Here is a 22,128-nt window from a genome sequence, read left to right as displayed (position 1 = left end):
TCAAGGCGCCGCAATTTGCAAACTGGCAGGTTTCCCGATGACGAACCTCGAGCGATGGCTCCACCGTAACCATGAATGGGCGTGCGTCTGCCGGACTGCGGCTTCGCCATCCGGAGCACGGGCGGAGGGACGCGGTTCGCACGGACCATGACGTGAGCCTCGCCGGTACCTGTCGCCCTGAGGCCTGGCCTCTATTCGTAGAACTTCTCCTCGCAGAGCCCGCAAATTTTCATGAAACACGTTCAAACCATTTCGGTCGTCGTGCCAACGCTCGACGAAGCCGAAAATATCGACCTGCTTCTGTCGTCCGTCCTCTCCCAGTCCGCCGCGGACATGATACTCGAAGTGCTGGTCGCCGATGGTGGATCGACCGACGGAACACGCGACCGCGTCCGGGCGTGGGAAGCAAGGGCACCGGTCAGGCTTGTCTGCGGAGATGGAACGCAGGGACTGGCAGGTGATGTCCTGCAGGCGGCGCAGTCTGCTACAGGCACCATCATTGTCGTCATGGATGCCGATCTCAGCCATCCGGTTGAACAGATCCACGATCTCGTTCAGCCGATTATCACCGGCACGAGCGACATGGTCGTAGGGAGCCGATATGTGGCAGGTGGCGCGACCCCGGATTGGCCGGGTTCGCGCCGCTTGCTGTCGCGGCTCGGCGGCGCCTTGGCCTGGCCCTTGTGCGATCTGCGGGATCCCATGTCCGGGTTCTTCGCAGTGCGGAAGGAGCGTCTGCTAGCGGTTGATCCAGAGGCCATCGGATTCAAGATCGGGCTCGAGATCATAGCGGAGGGTGGAGGCGACCTCCGGTTGACGGAAGTGCCGATCGTCTTCCGTGACCGTGTACGGGGCAAATCCAAGATCGGCTGGGGGCAGATGATGAGCTTTGCACGTCGCCTTCTTGTCCTGTCGGGCGGGGCGGTGTCGCTTGGAAATGCGACGCGTTTCGCCGGGGTCGGTCTTGTCGGCCTCGCCTTCGATCTCATCATGTTCCAGCTTCTGATCGAGGCGGGAATCGGCCTGGGAGCAGCGCATGCCACCAGCTTCTTCGCAGCCACGATCATCAATTATATCCTGAACTCGCGATGGGCTTTTGCCGGCGATGTCAGGGAGCGGGATTGGAAACGCTGGTTTCGCTTCGTAACGGTGTGCCTGCTGGCATTCGCGCTGCGAGGCGGCGTCCTCGCGGGAGCAATCGAAATCCTCGGATGGCCGGCGCAAGCCGCCATTGTCCTGGGCGTCGGCGCTGCGGCAATCGTCAATTATCTCGGCAATGCCTTTTTTGTCTTCCCGTCCCTGAACCCTCGCGTGCCGCACGACACCCGATGGCGCATCGCAGCTATCGGCGTTCTGGTGTACGTCCTTGCGCTGCGCCTGGCATATCTCGGATTGGTGGATCTCCTTCCGGAGGAAGCATATTACTGGAACTACTCCCAGCACCTCGATATCGGATATCTTGACCATCCTCCGATGGTTGCGTGGCTCATCTGGCTTGGCACAGGACTGTTCGGCAACAACGAATATGGCGTAAGGATCGGCGCTTTCGGTGTCTGGGCAGCAACTGCATTCTTTGCGTTCGGCCTGACCAGAAATCTTTTCGGCAAATCGGCCGGACTTGCCAGCGTGCTTTTTGTATCGATCATGCCGTTTTTTTTCTCCACGGGCCTGATGATGATGCCGGATGCCCCGCTCACCGCCGCCTGGGCGGGCGCACTCTATTTTCTGGAGCGGGCACTCGTGGGCGAGCAACGCCGGGCGTGGTGGGGCGTGGGGGTATGTATCGGGCTCGGGATGCTGTCCAAATACACGATCATCCTCCTCGGGCCCGCTACGCTCGTCTTCCTGCTCCTGGAGCCAGGGGCGCGGCATTGGCTGAGGCGGCCGGAGCCCTATGGTGCTGCCCTGGTCGCGGTGATCCTCTTTTCACCAGTTGTTGTGTGGAACGCCGTGAACGATTGGGCCTCGTTTGCCTTTCAGAGCACACGCCGCCTCGACAATTCTTTCAATTTCTCGTTCCCTGCACTCGTCGGCAGCGCGGCAATCTTGCTCACGCCGTTCGGACTGCTGGCTGCAATTCGCGCCGGCAAGCGCATTCTGACACGCGGCGTGGCGATGGACGATGCAGATGCTGTCCGTCGATCGCGTTTTATCGCCGTCTATACGCTGGTGCCGCTTTCGGTATTCATAGGCTTCAGCCTGTTTCACACGGTCAAGCTGAACTGGACCGGACCCGTTTGGCTTGCGCTTCTTCCGATGATCTCCTTCATGGCGGTTGCAGCAACTGACAATGCCGGGAAGTTCGGTCGTATTTTGCAGGGTTCATGGGTCCCAACCGTCGCCTCGACGCTCGTAATCTATGGGCTTGGGCTACATTATCTCGTCCTTGGTCTGCCGATGGCCGGCTATGTCGGTACCATTCGGACACTACCTGTCGCCTGGAGGGAACTCGGCACCGCCGTAGGGTTGGTGCAGCAATCTGTCGAGGAGGCAACTGGCGCGCAGGTTCTGCTCATTGGAATGGACAAATACTTCCTCGCCAGCGAGGTTGCCTTTTATAATCGGCGAGATGGAAACGGAGTAGATAGCTCCGTTGGTAGCGGCGCGGTTGGCAAAAATAGCTTGATGTATGATTACTGGTTCAAGCCGGAAGACTTGCGGGGCAAGACCGCTGTTCTGTTCAGCCTGAAACGGCATGAACTGGAACAGGAGGGTTTGGCGGAGCGCTTTTCCCGGCTCACGGAAATCCAGCAACAGGAAATAACCAAACACGGCGTGAATATCGGCAGCTTCTACTACAGGACAGGATTTGATCTCAGAGATCGATCCATCACGGCGGCGAGATAGCGGACGATGGATATCCTTCCCGGGTGCCGGATCAGGATGCCGATGTTGCGCCCAGGTCTTGCCAAGGATCGACGATGAGACAGCTGCCGTCATCGGCGCACCAGACCGCACCCGGCGAGTGCTCGCTCTGCGCTCTGGCGAAATGCACGGCAGACTCCTTATCGGCAAATAATCCACCGACCAGCCGCTGGCTGTCGCATACAACCCAATCCCCGTCGATGTTGCGCCCGACAATGAACCGGCAGTACGTGTTGGAGTTGTCATGCCGTTTATCCAAATATCCCATGATTGCCCGCTTTCGCCAATTTCCAGAGGTTGCTGAACGCATTGACATGGGTCACAAACGCCACGCCAGCGGCGTTGAGGCCGACAGTTCCGGCGTCCTGGTCCAATCCTCGATGGCCTCGCTGCCGTCCTTTTCGATCTGCCCGCCAAGATGATTCAACGCGGTCCGGATCTGATACGCGGTCTCGGATGTCACTGGCACCAGCGGCAAGCGAACTTCATCGCTTAGCCCGAGGCGATGCCTGAGGCCGTATTTCACCGGACTGGGATTGGTTTCGAGGCTGAAAGCCTTGAGCACAGGGGCGATCCTGTCCTGAATATATCGGACGGTAGACCAGCGGCCGTTCTTGCAGGCTCGATACATCGCGGCAAGGACATGCGGCAACACATTGGACGCGACCGATATGACGCCGTCGCCGCCCGACAGCATGAATCCGGCCGCCGTTTCATCGTGACCCGATAGGAGGTTGAACCTTGCGCCAAAGATCGTTCGGATGCCTTCCGATCGTCTTGCATCGCCGGTGGCGTCCTTGATTCCGATGATGGAGGGTAGCTGAGCCATTCTGTCGAGCGTGGAAACGGCAATGTCGACGCCGGTTCTCGATGGTACATTATATGCGATGATCGGAATGTCGGTATTATTGGCGATGGCCTCGAAGTGCCTCGCAATGCCCTCCTGATTGGGTTTGTTGTAATAGGGCGTGACGATGAGTACTGCATCGGCACCACATGCCTGTGCTGAAATCGTCTGTGCAATAGTCGATCGCGTACAGTTTGTGCCGGTGCCCGCAATCACCGGAACCCGGCCATTTGAAATCCTGACACAGGTCTTGATGATCTTCAGCCGCTCCTCCCAGGTGAGTGTGGGCGCTTCTCCGGTCGTGCCACAAGGCACAAGAGCATCGATTCCGGATTGGATCTGCCAGTCCGCCAGGGACGCCAAGGCCTCGTAGTCGACATTCTCGTTCTTGAAGGGGGTGACAAGAGCCGTCATCACGCCCTTGAAACGTTCAGCTCGGTATTCGCTGTTCATGATTGGAAATCTTTCAAATGGAAGGATTTGCGTTCACTGCACGGAGTAGTGCAGCGCCAGTCCGAATCTCAGGGCAGCGACCAGAAGGACGGCCGCCGCCAGGATGCCGCTGGCGAGCAGTTCGGTCCGGTGCTTTCGTGGCAGGTCGGGTTTCGGATAGGTTTCCGCAGCAAGTGCGCTTGGAGGTAAGGGCATGCGATTACTCCTCGGTTGTTGATCGAAAAGTAAAAGCCCCTCCATATAGAATCCATGTCGGGCGGGTAGATGAGATATAAAATCATTACTATATGATGGAATGTAACCGCCGTGCTCATATGAATTTTTTATAGTAATCGATAGTTTGAATAATGGATTTCCTATATTGTTGTATCTAGGCTTCATCTCTGCAAAGAGTTTGATGCCATGCACGACCTGAATATTGTACTCGCAATCATTGTTGTGGTCCTGTTGCTCGTCCAGAACGGTTCGGAGGGCGTTCGCTCCGGCAAGTCCACCCGGGCGCGGCTGAACGATGCTGACTGGGCCGTCCTGGTTTTTACGCTTACCCTCACCGTGCTGGTGGCACTGATTGCCATCCGCATATGAGATGTCCGCTATCGGCACGTCCTCTCAAACGTGGCGGCTGGAGGCGCGTTCATGCTTTTGAAGCGATGCAATCATGGAGTGCCTTGGCAGTTGTGGCCGATCGCATTCGATCGAGCACGCCGGCGGCGCCAAGTCTCCGCGAAAAGCAGGCAAGGACGTTGAGATGCTGGTTCGGCTCCGTCGTCGGAGTGAGCAGCATCAACACGATGTCGACTGGCGCTTCATCTATGGAATCGAAATCGATCGGCTGTCTCAACCGTACTAGAATTGCCGTGGGCGTTTCGATCCCGCCCATGCGCGTGTGCGGAATGGCGACGCCGTGTCCGATCCCGGTAGATCCCAGTTCTTCCCGTTTCAGCAATGCGCGCTGAATTTCGTCGCCCGGAACTTTGGTGATCAACGCTGCTTTTGCTGCCAGCAACTGGAAAAGATGCAATTTTGTTACGGCATTCAGGTCGACGGCGACATTATCAGGCCGAATGTAGTCGTTCAGTTTCATCGGGTTCTCAGCGCAAGGTTCATGGTTTTACAGGCCGCTTTACGGCCGGTAAGGCGACAGGTGAACCTTAGATGCGGGCACATATTTTTTCGATTATGCAGACCGGGCAAAGATATAAAAAACTGATAAGTGTGAGGGGGCCGGCCGGGCCCCAGAGCGGCTGGTCTTGCGCCCAGCCCTATCATCGGGCTCTCATCCGTACCGCCGGCCCGATCTGGCTGGATACGCATCCCAGGCGCCCTAAAGTTGGCTGGGGATAGCGGTAGATTTCGCTGGTAAATGGTTAATTTCCGTTAACGATAAAGTGCTTGACGCGACTCGCTTCTTTCCGCAGTTTGGTTACGGTTTGAAGGGGTTTGTGGTGCAAATAACGTTACCGGCGATCTCTGGTGTTAGCGCTCGGTCCCAACGTTAAATTCCAAACAAGCGTTACCCCTTTGGTTTTTCTGTCGAATCGGCGCATTGTCCGCGGCGCGCCGATGGGCACATGCAATTGGCGAATAGGAAGATAGTCCATGATGATGCGAGCAGCACAAGAAGACCAACTGGATGCGTCGTCGCCCGATGCAGCCGCTTGGCCTGCTGCACCAACGGCTGACCGGGCGATCGCCGCTGACGCAGAAATGCTGTCCGCGCAATTGCAGGCCATGCGCAATCGGTTGTTTCCGCCGACAGCGCAGAAGACCTTGCGGAAGTTCACCAGTGGCGAGGCTGCAAAGCTGATCGGCGTGTCCGATGGTTATCTGCGCCAATTGTCGATTGCGGGCGAGGGACCAAAGCCGGAGACGGGCACCGGTGGCCGCAGGCTGTACAGCCTTGCCGAGATCAACGCCTTGCGCCGGCACCTCGCCGATGCTGGTGGCCCCAAGGCTCGCACTTATCTTCCGCACCGCGATCCCTCCGCCGGCGAACATATGCAGGTCATCGCGGTGACGAATTTCAAGGGGGGCTCTGGCAAGACGACCACCAGCGCCCATCTGGCGCAGCATCTGGCGATGTCGGGATTTCGCGTGCTGGCGGTGGACCTCGATCCCCAGGCCTCTATGTCGGCGCTCTTCGGCTATCAGCCGGAGCTCGATCTGACCGGCAATGACACCCTGTATGGCGCCATTCGTTATGATGGCGAACGTCGCCTGCTCAGTGACATTATCTGCAAGACCTATTTCGACGGGCTCGATCTCATCCCCGGCAATCTGGAACTGCAGGAATTTGAACATACCACGCCGCAAATGCTTGCCGATCGCCAGCACGGGGCCCAGCAGAGCATAGAACAGCAGATGTTCTTCGCCCGGGTCCAGGCCGCACTGGATACGGTTGCCGATGATTACGACGTGGTCGTCATCGACTGCCCGCCGCAACTGGGCTTCCTCACCCTGTCCGCACTGTGCGCCGCCACCTCCGTTCTCGTCACCGTTCACCCGCAAATGCTGGACGTGGCCTCCATGAGCCAGTTCCTGTTCATGACGGCCGATCTGCTGGCCGTCGTGCGCGAGGCGGGCGGCGAGCTGAATTTCGACTTCACGCGCTATCTGATCACGCGTTTCGAGCCGAACGACGCACCGCAGCAGCAGATTGCAGGATTTCTCCGCTCGCTCTTCGGCGATCGGGTACTGACCTCGTCAGTCGTCAAATCGACGGCGTTTTCCGATGCCGGACTGACGAAGCAGACGCTTTACGAAGTCTCCCGGGACAGCTTTACCCGGGCGACCTATGACCGGGCCATCGAGTCCCTTACATCCGTCAATTCCGAGATACAGAGCCTTATCTACAAGGCCTGGAACCGGCCGGTTTGAGGAGGCGAGCGTGACCGACAGAAACCGTAGAGATCAGTTGAAGGCCTTGTTCGGCACGGTGGAACCTGCCGCGCCGAATGCCGAAACGACATCGTCTCAGAGCGCCGCCCCGGCGGAAATCGCCAAGCCGCGTTCCGCATCTGGCGCGGTAAAGGCCATGGGATTGTCGCTCGGCGGCATATCGCGCGAGATCGAGGATGCGCGCCGGTTGAAGGACAGTCTGGCGGGGGCCGAGCGGATCGTCGAGCTCGATCCCAATCTCATCGATACATCGTTCGTCGAAGACAGGTTGAGCCCGACCTCGGGTTTCGACGAGAATTTCGAATCTCTGGTCGAGAGCATCAGCCAGAATGGCCAGCAGGTGCCTATTCTTGTGCGGCCGCACCCGGAGAATCCCGGTCGTTATCAGACCGCCTACGGACATCGCCGTCTTCGCGCGGCCTCGCGCATCGGCAAGCCGGTCCAGGCGATCATCCGTGAATTGAGCGATGCACAGCTTGTCCTGGCGCAGGGCAAGGAGAATACCGAAAGGCGGGACCTGTCGTTCATCGAGCGCGCCTTCTTTGCCAGAAACCTCATCGAGCGCGGCTTTGAACGCGGTCTGGTCCAGGACGCGCTTTCGCTCGATAAGGCCGAGATGACGCGGTACTTGCAGGTCGCGGCCGCAGTCCCGTTCACCATTATTCGCGCCATTGGCCCGGCGCCCAAGGTCGGCCGTCCGCGCTGGGTGCGCCTGGCGGAACTGTTCAAGGCGGCGGATGCGCAGGCGCTTGCTCACGACGAGATCAGTCGCGGACCCTTCCAGGCGGCAGACAGCAATGCGCGGTTCAATCTGGTGTTTGCGCGCCTGCTCAAGCGTATCGAACCGGTGAAACTGCCGGCCCGGCCAGCATCGGCCCATGCGGCGGCGCAACCGCAGGCGGGCAAGATTGCCCGGCTTGATATCGAAAAGGGACGCCATGTACTGACCTTCTCGGAGCAGCTTCCGGAAGGGTTCGCCGAATATGTTGCCGCGGAACTGGAAGGACTTCTGGCTCGGTATCGGGACAGAAAGACCGGTTGATCCCGGTCCCGCATGCGTTTGTCTGCGTGAGTTGAGACGCAAATCAAGGAAGCCAACGAGAAGGAAATCAACGGCAAGAAAAAAGGCCCCCAGAACGTTACCGCCCCGGAAGCCCTCTTCAATGTAGCAATTCGAGAGAATCACTTCCACCCTGACTTGTCAAGAGTTGGACGCGTTCCGGCACACCTTTTCATTGCCTCAAATCGAGGTGAAGGAACATGACCGATCGTTTTGCAACGACGCCATTTGGCGGGCGATCGCTGTCGCGCGCCATGATAATGGCGCAGGAAAGAACAGCGCGAGCCCGCTTGAAAAGCGCGGAAAATGCAGAGAATTCCGCCGAGAAGTGGACATTGCTGCGGTCTTTGACCGAGGCACGAACTGCGTTCAATCTGTCCGACAGGACCATTTCCGTGGTGGAAGCCCTTTTGAGCTTCCATCCGGATACGATGCTGGACGGGACGCAGCCGCTGATCGTCTTTCCGTCCAATGCCGAGCTTTCCATGCGCACGCGCGGCATGTCCGCGGCAACGATCAGGCGCCATCTGGCGGTGCTGGTCGAGATCGGACTGATCATTCGCCGTGACAGCCCGAACGGCAAGCGATACGCGCGCCGTGGCGATAGTGGGGAAATAGAGCATGCCTTTGGCTTCGATCTTTCGCCGCTTGCACTGCGTGCGCAGGAAATCGAGTGGCACGCCGCAGCGGCACGCGACTTTGCCCGAACGATACAGCGGCTGAGGAGCGAGATTACCATTCATCTGCGTGACATTGCCAAGACGATCGAGGCGGGCTTCAACGAGGCGCGTCCTGGCGACTGGAGCGCCTATTGCGAGGAACTTGCGGCACTGTCCGGGCGTGTTGCTCGCAATGCCACCGCCGGCGCTCTCGGGAGCCGCCGCGATGCGCTCAGGGTGCTGCGTGCAAAGGTGGAGAAGGCATATCTGAATACCTTGTCAGAACAAGAAATGAGCGGCACTGACTCTTCTTTTGAGCGCCATATTCAGAATTCAAATATAGACCACCAATTTGAAAGGGCCCAAGAAAAGGGCCAGAGGCGAAATGCCGAGCCTGAAAATTGGAAGGAAGCTGCAGGACGGGCGGCAGCAATGGAGAAACTACGCCGGCGATTGGACGAAGCCCGACGATCAAGGTCTGATAGCGGACCGCGCGCCGCGGCCGAGCCACCGAAATCCGGCACAAGCGGCGGAACCTCGATACCGTTGGAAGTCGTTTTGCAGGCGTGTCCGCAAATTCGTGATTATGCGCGCGATGGCATCGGAAATTGGCGCGACCTGATGCAGACCGCAGCGCTCGTGCGTTCCGTGCTCGGTGTTTCGCCGGATGCTTGGCAAAGGGCGCGTGATGCAATGGGCGATATCAACGCATCGATCACCGTGGCTGCGATCCTCGAACGCGCCGGCGATATCCGCTCGCCCGGCGGCTATCTGAGAGCGCTGACCGATCGAGCTGAAATCGGCCAGTATTCGGTGCTTCCGGTACTCAAGGCCCTGGATGGTGCCCCGCGCTCAAGGTCCTCACAGTGAGGGAGCGGGGGTTATCGTGCGAGCCAGCCGCCGTCCACGGGAAGAATGGTGCCATGCACATAATCCGACGCGCGCGAAGCAAGGAATACCGCAGCGCCGGCGATGTCTTCGGGATCGCCCCAGCGGCCGGCCGGGATGCGGGCGAGGATCTGGGTGCTGCGCTCGGGATCTTCGCGCAGGGCAGTCGTGTTGTTGGTGACGAAGTAGCCGGGGGCTATGCCGTTCACGTTGACGCCCTTGGCGGCCCATTCGCAAGCGAGAAGGCGGGTTATGCCGGCGAGGCCGCTTTTGGACGCCGTATAGGAAGGGATGCGTATTCCACCCTGGAACGAAAGAAGCGAGGCAATATTGATGATCTTGCCGCGTCCCTGGGCGATCATGTGACGTCCCGCCGCCTGCGAAAGGAAGAATGCCGACTTCAGGTTGGTGTCGATGACAGCATCCCAATCCGCTTCGGTGAAATCGACGGAGTCATTGCGTTTGATGATGCCGGCATTGTTGACGAGAATATCGAGCCCGCCCAGCGTTTCGATGGTGTTCGATATGATGTCACCGATAGGCTCGACCGAGGAGAGATCGGCCTTGATCGCGGTGAACCGGGCATTGGTCGCCTCGACGAGGGCGCGGGTCTCATCCATGGAAGAGCGGCCGACAGCAGCAATCGACGCGCCGGCATTGGCCAATGCGACAGCGATGGCCTGGCCTATACCGGTATTGGCGCCGGTCACTATGGCAACCTGGCCGGAGAGATCGAAAAGTTCCTTCATTGCCATCGATATTCCCTTTGTTTTCACGTCGGCTGCGCTTCGTCTGGCTGACGCCAGGTATTCGGGCGGAAAGCGCTACGGATCGGAGAGTTCGGCTATCGTCGGTTTCGCGACAAGTACGAGCAAGTCGTTACGGGGATATGACCAAAGACGGCAGAGTTCCTCCGGAGAGCCGGGCAGAAATATTCTAATATTTCAGTTCTGGCAAGCAGCGCCGCGCCTGGCCCATCCGCCGCGTTGAGCCCGGCAATCGAGCGTTGAACAGCACTGCAGGTTGCAATTGCAGCGGGTTGTAGATTGTCATCAAGTCGTGTTGTATATAATCATACTTTCAACTTGCCGACGTCTCCGCTTTTCACCGGAGTTCAGATTTGCCTGTTGTCGTCAGATTTTGTCCCGGAAATGGCGAAAGCTCGTCTGAAGGGGCAGGAATTTTTATTATCGATGTATTTTACTTAGTTTCAGGATGGCTCCATGATTGCCGGGGACAATGAATTAGAACCAGCGAATAATCGGTCCTTTTTGCGGCGCAGCCGGGTTCCCGTTGCGGCTGTGATCGGCCTGCCGCTATTGGCGTTGCTGCTGCTCCTGTTTGCGGCGTTCGGCGTTATCCTGCGGGCTGAGCAGACGGAGCTGGTACGTGTCTACTCGGAACGGACCGCCCAGCTCCTGGCTGAAGACCTTGCCCGACACCTTGCTGAACTGACCGCTCCAAGCGCGGAGTATTTCGATACGCTGCATCGCAACGTGATCAATCGCGGATGTGATACGTCGGACTGCATTTTCGACCTCATCCCGCAGGAACGGCTACGCTCGTCGGAAATTCCGGCGGTGGTCAATTTCATCACCTTTGGTGACGTTACCGGCCGATTGGAAGGAATAACCAGGCTGAGCGTCGATGATGCGGAGTTTCTCGGGCGGGCAGTGGCTCCGGCTGGCGATCGCAACCCGCTGACGATGTATCTGGGCAATGAGACACGGACGAACGAGGATTTCGTAACCAGTCGGCGACCATGGTACGCAACCGGCATCACTTCGCCCGATGTCCAGTGGAGTCCCCCTTATAATAGCGGGAGAATATGCGCACTTCGCTGGTCGAGCTCGGAAAACTGGCGCATTATGCGTGTCGCCCGGATCGACGGCAAGGACGGTCAACCGCTGGGTGTTCTCGGTGTCGAGGTCTGTCTGGGGCGGATTGCTGTTTTTCTCCAGGAAGCAAGAACCAATACCCTGGAGCGGGTCGGTATTCTCACTCCCTTCGGGCAGGTCATAGCCATGAACAACGGTGTTCTTGAGATCAAGCCTTACGAGGCGACTGATGCGAACGCCGAGGCCATCTATGCGAGCGTCCCGGTCGCTGGCGACAATCTTTCCGGCTGGAAGCTTATGGTCGAACTCGCGCCGGAGTTTTCGGAAGCGGCGCTTTGGGACTACAAGCAGTGGCTGGTTCTATTGTGCGGACTGCTTTTCAGTCTTGGCGTGACGGCGTGGGTTGCATCGCGGGTCGTGACGCCGTTGCAGCGGCTGTCGCAGGTGGTAACCGATCTCGGCAGCCTTCGGCTAGACAGGTCGATCTCGGTGCGATCCAGAATATCCGAGCTTGGTATTCTCGCCGACGTCATCGAGAGGATGCGGGGGGCTCTGCGCGAAAACCAGCAGCGGCTGGAGTTTCTTGCCTACCACGACACGGCAACCGGCCATCTCAACCATGCCGGCCTGGCCGCGCATTATGCGAAGATGCAGACCAGCCATGTCGAGCTTCTCCTTATCGACATCCGCAATTCCGGCTATGTCAGCGGCATCTATGGCCCGGCGGCCCTGGATCATATGGTCGGAAGCATCATCGCGCTTCTAGGCGAGGAACTGGATGGCGCGGTAACCGGTATCGTCAATGGCCATCAGATTGCGTGCCTCATTGGTGGCGCCGCCGCCATCGATCGTCATCGTGTCGGTGAAGTGTTTTCACATCTGCAGAAGCCGGTCGAATATGAGGGGTTGTCCACGACGCCTGAACTCCAATTGGCGGTCAGCAGCCGCGACAACGCGGCGGACCAGTTTGACGATCTGCTTCGTCGCGCGATGGGCGCCTTGCACCATGCTCTCGAGTCGGGGACTGCCGGACCCGTCTGGCATAATTCGGCAATGGTCCAGAATATGCGGGAAGTCGTCGAACTGAGTGGTGACGTTGCGCAGGCGGTGGCGCGGGGAGAGTTTGCAATCGAGCTCGAGCCTGTCCTGGACCTCGAAACCAGGCTTGGGCATGGCGCGCATAGTCGCGTGGTCTGGCACCATCCGCAGCTTGGAACCATGGATGAGAGCCGGTTCCTGCCTGTGCTGGAAAAAACAGGTGCAATACGGCATGTGGGCTTCTTTGCCCTGTCTCAGAGCTTCGAGTTCCTGCATATGTTCGGGCTGCAATATCCGGCTCAGACATTGCAGATCGCGATCGATATCTATCCCGTTCAGCTTCTCGACCCGCTTTTTATCGAGCGGGTTTCGGAACTGCGGCGCGACTGGGACATCAAGGCCGACAATATCCGGTTTGTCATGGTGCCGAACACGATGTTGCTTGAAGACCAGCAGCTTGTGCGGTCCACGGAGCGATTGCGGTCGCTGGGCTTTCATCTCAGCCTCGACCAGTCGAGCCGGGCGGATGCAATGGTTCAGCACCTTTCGTTTACGCCCTACGACAGCTTCCTGATGGACCTGACGCAGTACTTGTCTGGCGATATCGAAAAGGGGCTCGCGCTCCTGCGCTCGACCTGCCGTATGGCGGACGAACTCGGCATGGAAGCGATCGTGGCGGATGTCGGAGATGCTTCGATGATACCGAAATTTGTGGAATGCGGCTGCGGCTATGGCATGGGCCCGGCTCTGGGCCTGCCTATGGCACCGAGCAGGTTCATGGCGCGGTTCGCGGTGGAAGAGCCGGCTGCCGTGTAGCTAATCTACCCTGCCGCGCGCCGCAACCGGTTCCACGGCAACGATGCGGTCGTTGGAAATGAGTGTCACTGTGTCGAAGAGGTTCGACACGACGCAGGCGTGGTTCGGAATGACGCGCACGCGATCGCCGATATCGGGTTTTCGCGCGCAACGGGATATGTCGACCGTCCCATGCTCCTCGCTGAGCGAGGCGATGACGGCGTCAGGATGTTGCACGATCCTGCCGAAGCCTTCCATGCCGAATGTATCGCTGGTCAGGGACTTTGAACCCGCATCGATGATGGCGCGATTCTCCGTCGGGCGGCTCACGACGGTCGCGAGAACGGTGAGGGCGCAATCGTCCCAACTGCCGGCCCCTTTCGACACCTGGAAGCGGTCCATGTAGATATAGGTCCCGGGCCTATGCTCCGTGGCCGTCCTTACCTCATGGGCCCGCCACATATCGGGCGAGCCGCCATTCGAGACGATGCCTGGCTCGAGACTGGCGGCGATTGCGAGGGCCTTCGCTCGGGCAAGGAAAGCTTCATTGGCTTCGACGGCGCCGGTCTTGGGGTAGGTCATGAACCCTTTGAAGCGGAGGCCACGCGCTGCGTCGATCAGCTTGGCCAGTTCCAGCGCTTCCTCCGGCGTCTGTACGCCGCATCTGCCCATTCCCGTGTCGCACTCGACCAGGACTTCCAGCGGTTTCGCCGATTGCGCAAAAGTCCTGGCGAGACCGGCGACCGTTGCCGCGCTGTCGGCCGTGACCCGCAACGTCGTGCGGCCATGCAAAGCGAGGAGACGCGCCAGCTTGGCCGCTCCGACAATATTATAGGGAATGAGAATGTCGCTGAGGCCGGCATCGGCCATGATTTCGGCTTCGCCGAGTTTTTGGCAGGTAATTCCGACGGCCCCGAGTTCGACTTGCCGCAAGGCGAAGCGCGGCAGCTTGTGCGTCTTTATATGCGGGCGGACCGCGAGACCATGTCGATCCGCATAGGCCTGGAAACGCTGCAGATTGGCTTCGACACGATCAATATCGATCAGCACGGCCGGGGTATCGATGTTTGCGAGTGTCACTTCAGTCTCCGTTCCGCGTCGGGCTTGCGATTCGTCCGCAATGCTCGTGGCCAGCATATCGGTCGGCGCGAGCAGCGCATAGCGGGCTGGCTAGGCCGGCAGATATTGGAGCCCTCGCGACAGCTGCAATCGAAGCTCGCAAACGAGGCTTGCATTTACTAGACGACTGGTCTATTATAACACCATGAGCAAGATCGACACACGAGCAGTACTGATAGACGAGGGCCTGAAAGCCCTTCTCTCGCATGGATATGAGGGCGCGGGCATAGGCCCTATCCTCAAATCTGCGGGCGTGCCGAAAGGGTCCTTTTATCACTTCTTCGAAAGCAAGGAGGATTTTGCTTCGGCTGTACTCACGACCTATTGTGAGCGCAACAGCGTGGTGCGCGCGCAATTGTTCGGTGATCGTTCGAAGTCGCCGCTCGGTCGGCTCCGGGCTTATTTCGAATATTATGAAAACATCTACGGGGCAGGCGATCCAACCTGCGGATGCCTGCTCGGCAATCTTTCACAGTCCATCGCGGCCCATAGCGAGGTATTGCGCAAGGAATTGAACCGGTCTTTCACCGCGTGGCAGGAGGATTTCAAGAGCGTGCTGCGTGAGGCACGGGACGCCGGCGAACTGCCGGATCATCTCGAGCCAGACGAGGCGGCAGCATTTCTCATCGACGCCTATGAAGGCGCGCTCATCCGAATGAAAGCAGAAGGCAGCATCAAACCGTTGCAGCGTTTCAGGGCCATGGCTCTCGAAGGACTGCTCGCCGGAGACAAATAGGAGATTTATCATGGCATATGTCGAGACGACTGGTCTACTAGAAATCGAACCGAACTATCGGGCACTGGCAAAGGTCGAGCCGCGGCAGGTCGGCAGGGTGGTCCTGCTCGAACGGCTGGCCGCATGGTGGAGGAGGGGAGCGGATGCGGACACGGACGGGCGCAGGCTTGCCCGGCTGAGCGATCATCTCCTCTCCGACATTGGTCTTACCAGGGCGGAGGCGGAAGAGCTGGACCGCCGTGCAGGCTGACAAAAAGCAATGAACGCGATCTTGCTTCCGTGGTGACAGATTCCCATATTGGGCGCATAGAAATGGGTCTGCCTCAATAGGGGGCCCGTCACCATCGCACCGGTCAATGCCCATCGCGGATTGGCCGGGAAAGGAGACAAGAGAATGAACATCGAGAAATATACGGAGCGGGTTCGCGGCTTCATCCAGTCGGCGCAGACTTTCGCACTTTCGTCCAATCATCAGCAATTCGCGCCAGAGCATTTGCTGAAGGTCCTGGTGGACGACGAGGAAGGCCTCGCAGCGTCCCTGATCGAACGCGCCGGCGGCCGGGTCGCGGACGTGCGGCTGGGTTTGCAGGCAGCACTTGAAGCCATGCCCAAGGTCACGGGCGGCAATGGCCAGCTCTACCTCGCGCAGCCTCTCGCCAAGATATTCACGACCGCCGAAGAAGTGGCAAAGAAGGCCGGCGACAGTTTCGTCACCGTCGAGCGGCTTCTGACCGCACTCGCGATCGAAAAATCCGCGAAGACATCTGAAATTCTTGCCCGCGCCGGTGTTACGCCGACGGCGCTCAATGCGGTTATCAACGATATCCGCAAGGGGCGGACCGCCGATTCCGCCTCGGCCGAAAACACCTATGATGCCTTGAAGAAATACGCCCGGGACCTCACGGCCGACGCGCGCAGCGGCAAGCTCGACCCTGTCATCGGCCGCGATGACGAGATCCGCCGCACGATCCAGGTCCTTTCCCGCCGCACGAAGAACAATCCTGTCCTTATCGGCGAGCCGGGCGTCGGCAAGACGGCCATCGCCGAAGGCCTGGCCCTGCGCATCATCAATGGCGATGTGCCGGAATCGCTCCGGGACAAGCAGTTGATGGCGCTCGACATGGGTGCGCTGATCGCCGGCGCGAAATATCGCGGCGAGTTCGAGGAGCGCCTCAAGGGCGTGCTCTCGGAAGTCACCTCCGCGAATGGCAACATCATCCTCTTCATCGATGAGATGCACACGCTGATCGGCGCAGGCAAGAGCGAAGGTGCCATGGATGCTTCCAACCTGCTGAAGCCGGCGCTGGCGCGGGGCGAATTGCATTGCGTCGGCGCGACCACGCTCGATGAGTACCGGAAGCATGTCGAAAAAGACCCGGCGCTGGCGCGGCGCTTCCAGCCCGTCTTCGTGGACGAGCCGACGGTGGAGGATACGATCTCCATTCTGCGCGGCCTGAAGGAAAAATATGAGCAGCACCACAAGGTGCGGATTTCCGATTCGGCCCTGGTCTCGGCTGCAACCCTGTCCAACCGCTACATTACCGACCGCTTCCTGCCGGACAAGGCGATCGACCTGATCGATGAAGGCGCGGCGCGCCTGCGCATGCAGGTGGATTCCAAGCCGGACGAGCTCGACGAGGTCGACCGCCGCATCATGCAGCTGAAGATCGAGCGCGAAGCGCTGAAGGTCGAAACGGACAATGCCTCGCGTGACCGGCTTGGGCGGCTGGAGAAGGAGCTTGCCGATCTCGAAGAGCAATCGACAGCCTTGACCAATGCCTGGCAGGCCGAAAAGCAGAAGCTCGGCCATGCGGCGGATCTGAAGCGGCAGCTCGATGATGCCCGCAATGCGCTCGCTTCGGCGCAGCGCAATGGCGAGTACCAGAAGGCCGGCGAACTGGCCTATGGCACGATCCCGCAGCTCGAGAAGGAGCTTGCCCAGGCGGAGCAGCATGACGGCTCCGTATCCATGGTCGAGGAGACGGTGACGCCGGATCATATCGCCCAGGTCGTTTCGCGCTGGACGGGCATTCCCGTCGATCGGATGCTCGAGGGCGAAAGGGAGAAGCTGCTGCGGATGGAAGACGAACTCGCCAAGCGGGTCGTCGGCCAGGGCGAGGCGGTGCAGGCGGTCTCCAAGGCCGTCCGCAGGGCGCGTGCCGGTCTTCAGGATCCCAACCGGCCGATCGGTTCGTTCATATTCCTCGGACCGACCGGCGTCGGCAAGACGGAGCTGACCAAAGCGCTGGCATCCTTCCTGTTTTCGGACGAGACCGCCATGGTACGCCTCGATATGTCGGAATATATGGAGAAACACTCCGTTTCCCGGCTGATCGGCGCTCCTCCCGGCTATGTCGGCTATGAGGAGGGTGGTGCCCTGACCGAAGCCGTGCGGCGTCGGCCCTATCAGGTCGTGCTTTTCGACGAGATCGAAAAGGCACATCCGGATGTGTTCAACGTGCTGCTGCAGGTGCTGGACGATGGGCGGCTGACCGACGGTCAGGGTCGGACCGTGGATTTCCGCAACACGCTGATCGTCATGACGTCCAATCTCGGCGCCGAATATCTTGTCTCGCTCGGCGAGGACCAGGATGTGGAATCGGTGCGTGACGAGGTCATGAATGTCGTCAAGGCGTCGTTCCGCCCGGAATTCCTCAACCGGGTCGACGAGGTGATCCTTTTCCACCGGCTGAAGCGCCGCGAGATGGACAAGATCGTGCATATCCAGCTCGAGCGTCTGCAAGCGCTGCTGGCCGACCGCAAGATCGTGCTCAAGCTCGACGACGAGGCTACCGGCTGGCTCGCCGACCGCGGCTACGATCCCGCCTATGGGGCCCGGCCGCTGAAGCGGGTGATACAGAAGGAAGTCCAGGATCCGCTGGCGGAGAAGATCCTGCTTGGCGAGATACTGGACGGATCCACCGTCAAGATCACGACTGGGTCAGACAGGCTCAATTTCCGCACCGCAAGGACGGCGGAAGACGCTGCGAGCAGCGAAGCCGCCTGACGCGAGCCGCAGCTTGCAAAAATCGATGGCCGCCGCAGGGCGGCCATTTTCATGTCGCCTTCATCGCATAAATGCGACAATCATCTTTTAGCCATTAACCATAAATGCAGAAAATGCCGTCATTTATGGTTATGAATTGTTAGCCGAACGGAAGCTTGAAGAATGGCGCTTGATCGTTGCTTACTGGTGGGATTGGTTTTGGGGCTGTCTGCTGGCACGTCTGCCTTTGCGTCGCCTTACGCGCCGGGCGGGATCGCCGGCCAGAAAGCCTACACGCTGGCACAGTTCTTCGAGCGCGAACGCTATTCGCGCCGGGAAGAGCCGCGCGCCTATATCGACGAATATGGCCGCAGGGTCATCGTCGATCGGCGCGGCCGCATCGTATCCATCGAGGAACCCGATTCGCGTTATGACCAGGGCGCGGATTATTTCCCGGAGCCGCCGCAGGATCCCTATGATACCGGCGCGATTTCCAACGACCCGTATCCCCGCGGGGAGCCGCTGCCGTCGGAACAGGATTACGGCAATGTAGACCGCGCACCGCTGCCGCCGGCCGATAGCGGTCCGGGCCTTTACGATCCGACCAATCCGCAGGACAATTTCGGCGCTCAGCAGGAACAGATACCGGCGCATCCGAATCCTGCGCCTTCGGTGGAACTGCCGAAAGGGCAGGGAGCAAAGTCGAAGATCGCAGCGATCCAGGTTCTTCTCGACCGGATCGGGGTATCGCCCGGCGTAATCGATGGTCGAAAGGGTGGCAATGTCGATAAAGCCGTCGCCGCCTTCGAGGAAATGACGGGACAGCAGTTCGATCCGCTGAACGAGGAGGGCATCAATGCCTCGCTCGAACAGACGGGCGGACCGGCCTTCGTGTCCTATACGATCACAGCGGAAGATGCGGCCTATCCCTTCGTTGCGTCCATTCCGGAGGATTACGGCCACAAGGCCCAGCTGGAGCGCATGGCCTTTACGTCGGTGGCGGAGATGCTCGCCGAGCGATTCCACATGGATGAGGCCTATCTGAAGGAGATCAACAAGGGTCTCGATTTCAATACGCCCGGCATCACCATCCAGATTGCCAATATCGGCCAGAGCGCCGGCGGCGGCGTTACCCGCATTATCGCCGACAAGGGCCGCAAGCAGGTCCGCGGCTACAATGCCGATGGCAAGCTGGTCGTGGCCTATCCCGCCACCATCGGTTCAAGCGATACGCCCTCGCCATCCGGCACGGTTCAGGTCGAGCGGATCGCGCTCAATCCGAATTATACCTATAACCCGAAGCTGAATTTCAAGCAGGGGCAGAACGACAAGGTGCTTACCATTCCCCCGGGGCCGAACGGGCCGGTCGGGACGGTCTGGATCGCTCTGTCGAAGCCGACCTACGGCATTCACGGCACGCCCGAACCGTCGAAGATCGGCAAGACCAGCAGCCATGGCTGCGTGCGCCTGACCAATTGGGATGCGACCGAGCTTTCAAAGCTCGTGCAAAAGGGCGTCACGGTAGAGTTTCACGAATAGAAGGCTTCGGGGCGGTCAACCGCTGGCGGCGACCTTCGTCGTCGGCGAGCCATCATCCAGCAGCAGCTGGTCGATGCGTTCGCGCTCGCGCTTGAATGCGAGGAGGTCGTCGCCACGCAGTTCGCCGCCGCTGGGCAGGCGGATACGCATCGGATCGACCTTCGAGCCGTTGACGATGACTTCATAGTGCAGATGCGGACCGGTGGACAGTCCGGTGGAGCCGACATAGCCGATCACCTGGCCCTGCCGGACCTTGGAACCAGGCGTCACGCCGCTGGCGATGGCATTCTGGTGCGAATAGCTGCTCTCATAACCATTGGAATGGCGAATGATGGTCTGGTTGCCATATCCATTGGTCCATCCGGCGCGCTCGACCACACCATTGCCCGATGCGATGATCGGCGTTCCGCGTGGCGCGGACCAGTCGACGCCGGTATGCATGCGGGAATAGCCGAGGATCGGATGGCGCCGCATGCCGAAGGGCGACCGGAAGACGCCATTGGGCACGGGCTTGCGGATCAGGAACTGCTTGGAGCTCTTGCCGTTCTCATCATAGTAATCGGTCGTGCCGTCATCATTGTGGAAACGGTAGAAGCGGCGTGTCTCGCCGGAGAAATTGGCCGAGACATAAAGTATCTCGGATTGGCTATCGGCCTTGTCCGAGCCTTCCGGCAGCGAAAACAGTGCTTCGAGCTTGTCGGACGGCGACAGGCGCGCCTGGAAATCCACATCCGACGCCAGCATGCGGATCAATTGCTGGATCATCGTGTCGGTCATGCCGTAGGCGATGCCGGCGCGGTAGATGCCATCATAGACGCTTGGCAGATCGTCCGCGCGCCGCATCAGCGGCGGGCTGTCGTCGAAGGCGAGCTGCAGGCCCGGCGTGACTTCCGGTTCGTCCGCGGGCACATATTGGCCCCGGTCGTTGAGCGCGATGGTCAGGACATGCGTGGTGCGATTATAGACGCTCGCCCGGATGATCTGGTCGATGCCGTTCCTGGATTCGACGCCGAGACGGAGCACGCTGCCCGCCTTCAATCGCGGCGAGTTGAGGAGCTTGGCGATGGCATCCGACATGCCTGTCGCGTCGCTGTTCTCGTAGCCGGAATCGTTGAGGGCGGCGAGGACGTTCTTGTCGCTGCGGAAGGGTATGAGTTCCTCGGAATAGCCCGCGCCCTCGGCATCCTCCGTGAGGCGTGGCGAGACGCTGACATTCTCCTGGATGATCTTGACCGCGAGCGGACTGCGCAGATTGTATGGGTCTTCGTCCGAGCCGAAGCGCAGCGGATCGACATAATGCAGCGAAGCAACCTGGATGGCGCCGTCGGAGAGCAGCGAGCCGGTATTGCGCACGACCTGCTCGACCTCGTCGACGCTCAGATCGTCCGATGGATCATATTGGGCGCTGGCAATCGGAAACTCGACCGTACGCAGGCTGACTTCGCTTTCCACCTTCGCGCCATAGATCAGGCCGGTGCGCGGTGCGGGATTCTGGCCGGTATTGGCCTCGGCAAAGACATTGAGCGGATTGAAGGGCGGGTAGCGGCGATTGCTGTTGTGCACGTCGGCGAGCGAAATGCGGACGAGCTCGAAGGGCATGGTGCGCACGACGTCGCGCTCGCCCTCCTTGAACATCGTCGAGACGTCGAGCCGCCGGCGATCCCTGTTCTTCTGTATAGGTACGGTCGCGGCGACGCGCGGCCCCTTGGTCACATCACCGGAACTGGCGCCGGGCATGGCGTTGCGCGCCATGATTTCGGGCGGAGTCGCCAGCTGCTCGCGGCCATCGAGCGCGGCAAAGAGGGCAACGCCCATGAGGACGCTCGATGTGATCCCGGTGAGAAAGGTGCCGGCAAGCCAACGTGCGGAAATCTCGCGCCGATCCGGCGGCCCGCGTCGTCCATCCGTGATCAACGGCGGCTCATTGCCGGGATCGATCAGTGATTGCCCCTCATACTCATTCATACGATCAAATATCGATTCCGTCGTAGCCGTTGCAGGTTGTGGCGCTGAGAAGGCCATGGGGCCGATTGCCGGGCCCGCAAAAAGTGACCGCAGTTTTGCCCCGTGACGCGCCCCGTGTCAACGCAATGTGCGCCGTCGAGGAGAAGCATCCAGCCTTCATCCGCGAGCCGATTGCAGCGCTAGGGTGGAAATCGGGCGGGTTTGTGGCCCGCAGGGCATGGTTAGCATGGTTTATATGGATAGAGACGGGGTTTATAGGGACGGAGACGGGCTGATACATTTCCGTCATGTTTTTCACATTAACTTCAAAAAGCCAGTTGACACTTATGAGTTAGGTTGTCTATATACGGCACCAACGAGGGCGGGACGCCGCTGGCGGTTGCTGGTTGCGCCCTAAGGTTCTCGGTGGTTCCTGACTGGATGGATTAGTATTGTCGGGGAG

17 protein-coding genes are annotated in these 22,128 nt (G+C 59.6%); 10 read left to right on the top strand and 7 right to left on the bottom strand.

Annotated elements, in window-relative coordinates; genetic code table 11:
* Window positions 1-231: 231 nt before the first annotated feature.
* Entirely contained in the window at window positions 232-2,847 is a 2,616-nt protein-coding gene (locus M8997_RS18665) for a glycosyltransferase family 39 protein (RefSeq protein WP_250019351.1), read from the top strand.
* A 31-nt stretch (window positions 2,848-2,878) separates the two neighbouring features.
* On the opposite strand, the gene M8997_RS18660 is transcribed toward M8997_RS18665, so the two are convergent.
* Genes M8997_RS18660 through M8997_RS18650 form a run of 3 tightly spaced genes read right to left on the bottom strand, consistent with a single transcriptional unit; the run spans window position 2,879 to window position 4,360 of the window.
* Window positions 2,879-3,133, bottom strand: coding sequence for a hypothetical protein (locus tag M8997_RS18660; RefSeq protein ID WP_250019352.1), 255 nt, complete (start codon window positions 3,131-3,133; stop codon window positions 2,879-2,881).
* A 51-nt stretch (window positions 3,134-3,184) separates the two neighbouring features.
* On the bottom strand, window positions 3,185-4,165 hold the full coding sequence (dapA, locus tag M8997_RS18655) for a 4-hydroxy-tetrahydrodipicolinate synthase (RefSeq protein ID WP_250019353.1): 981 nt from the start codon (window positions 4,163-4,165) through the stop codon (window positions 3,185-3,187).
* Between the two features lie 33 nt (window positions 4,166-4,198).
* Window positions 4,199-4,360: a hypothetical protein gene (locus tag M8997_RS18650; RefSeq protein WP_250019354.1), complete on the bottom strand. Its 162-nt coding sequence runs from the start codon at window positions 4,358-4,360 to the stop codon at window positions 4,199-4,201.
* A 207-nt stretch (window positions 4,361-4,567) separates the two neighbouring features.
* Between M8997_RS18650 and M8997_RS18645 the strand changes: the two genes are divergently transcribed.
* Window positions 4,568-4,750: a hypothetical protein gene (locus M8997_RS18645; protein ID WP_250019355.1), complete on the top strand. Its 183-nt coding sequence runs from the start codon at window positions 4,568-4,570 to the stop codon at window positions 4,748-4,750.
* 49 nt (window positions 4,751-4,799) lie between these two features.
* Here the strand turns inward: M8997_RS18645 and M8997_RS18640 are convergent, their stop codons facing one another.
* Entirely contained in the window at window positions 4,800-5,249 is a 450-nt protein-coding gene (locus M8997_RS18640; RefSeq protein ID WP_250019356.1) for a PTS sugar transporter subunit IIA, read from the bottom strand.
* Between the two features lie 518 nt (window positions 5,250-5,767).
* Between M8997_RS18640 and repA the strand changes: the two genes are divergently transcribed.
* The 3 genes from repA (at window position 5,768) to repC (ending at window position 9,652) form a co-directional block, all read left to right on the top strand.
* Window positions 5,768-7,042 carry a plasmid partitioning protein RepA gene (repA, locus tag M8997_RS18635; protein ID WP_371929614.1) on the top strand — a complete coding sequence of 425 codons (1,275 nt, stop codon included), beginning with the start codon at window positions 5,768-5,770 and terminating at the stop codon, window positions 7,040-7,042.
* Window positions 7,043-7,052: 10 nt separating this feature from the next.
* Window positions 7,053-8,105, top strand: coding sequence for a plasmid partitioning protein RepB (repB, locus tag M8997_RS18630; protein WP_250019357.1), 1,053 nt, complete (start codon window positions 7,053-7,055; stop codon window positions 8,103-8,105).
* A 218-nt stretch (window positions 8,106-8,323) separates the two neighbouring features.
* A complete protein-coding gene (gene repC, locus M8997_RS18625) occupies window positions 8,324-9,652 on the top strand; it encodes a plasmid replication protein RepC (RefSeq protein WP_256473397.1) in 1,329 nt (442 codons plus the stop codon).
* An 11-nt stretch (window positions 9,653-9,663) separates the two neighbouring features.
* On the opposite strand, the gene kduD is transcribed toward repC, so the two are convergent.
* Complete coding sequence (gene kduD / locus M8997_RS18620; RefSeq protein ID WP_250019371.1) at window positions 9,664-10,419, bottom strand: 2-dehydro-3-deoxy-D-gluconate 5-dehydrogenase KduD; 756 nt, start codon at window positions 10,417-10,419, stop codon at window positions 9,664-9,666.
* A gap of 522 nt (window positions 10,420-10,941) precedes the next feature.
* Between kduD and M8997_RS18615 the strand changes: the two genes are divergently transcribed.
* Complete coding sequence (locus M8997_RS18615; RefSeq protein ID WP_250019358.1) at window positions 10,942-13,362, top strand: EAL domain-containing protein; 2,421 nt, start codon at window positions 10,942-10,944, stop codon at window positions 13,360-13,362.
* Here M8997_RS18615 and M8997_RS18610 read toward each other — a convergent pair whose 3' ends face one another.
* Window positions 13,363-14,478 carry a D-TA family PLP-dependent enzyme gene (locus tag M8997_RS18610; RefSeq protein ID WP_256473396.1) on the bottom strand — a complete coding sequence of 372 codons (1,116 nt, stop codon included), beginning with the start codon at window positions 14,476-14,478 and terminating at the stop codon, window positions 13,363-13,365.
* 127 nt (window positions 14,479-14,605) lie between these two features.
* Here M8997_RS18610 and M8997_RS18605 point away from each other — a divergent pair, with 127 nt between their 5' ends.
* The 4 genes from M8997_RS18605 (at window position 14,606) to M8997_RS18590 (ending at window position 19,721) form a co-directional block, all read left to right on the top strand.
* Window positions 14,606-15,196: a TetR/AcrR family transcriptional regulator gene (locus tag M8997_RS18605; RefSeq protein ID WP_250019360.1), complete on the top strand. Its 591-nt coding sequence runs from the start codon at window positions 14,606-14,608 to the stop codon at window positions 15,194-15,196.
* 10 nt (window positions 15,197-15,206) lie between these two features.
* Window positions 15,207-15,446 (top strand): DUF1127 domain-containing protein, encoded by a 240-nt coding sequence (locus M8997_RS18600; protein WP_250019361.1) that lies wholly within the window; start codon window positions 15,207-15,209, stop codon window positions 15,444-15,446.
* 144 nt (window positions 15,447-15,590) lie between these two features.
* Window positions 15,591-18,203, top strand: a complete 2,613-nt coding sequence (gene clpB / locus M8997_RS18595) for an ATP-dependent chaperone ClpB (protein WP_250019362.1) — start codon at window positions 15,591-15,593, stop codon at window positions 18,201-18,203.
* A 162-nt stretch (window positions 18,204-18,365) separates the two neighbouring features.
* Window positions 18,366-19,721, top strand: coding sequence for a L,D-transpeptidase (locus M8997_RS18590; RefSeq protein WP_250019363.1), 1,356 nt, complete (start codon window positions 18,366-18,368; stop codon window positions 19,719-19,721).
* Between the two features lie 15 nt (window positions 19,722-19,736).
* On the opposite strand, the gene M8997_RS18585 is transcribed toward M8997_RS18590, so the two are convergent.
* On the bottom strand, window positions 19,737-21,686 hold the full coding sequence (locus M8997_RS18585) for a M23 family metallopeptidase (protein WP_250019364.1): 1,950 nt from the start codon (window positions 21,684-21,686) through the stop codon (window positions 19,737-19,739).
* Between the last annotated feature and the right edge of the window lie 442 nt (window positions 21,687-22,128).

It is taken from the genome of Phyllobacterium sp. 21LDTY02-6 (assembly GCF_023554255.2).
Lineage (GTDB): Bacteria > Pseudomonadota > Alphaproteobacteria > Rhizobiales > Rhizobiaceae > Phyllobacterium.
Note: the sequence above shows the minus strand (reverse complement) of the source record. Positions and strands in the feature narration are given on the sequence as shown.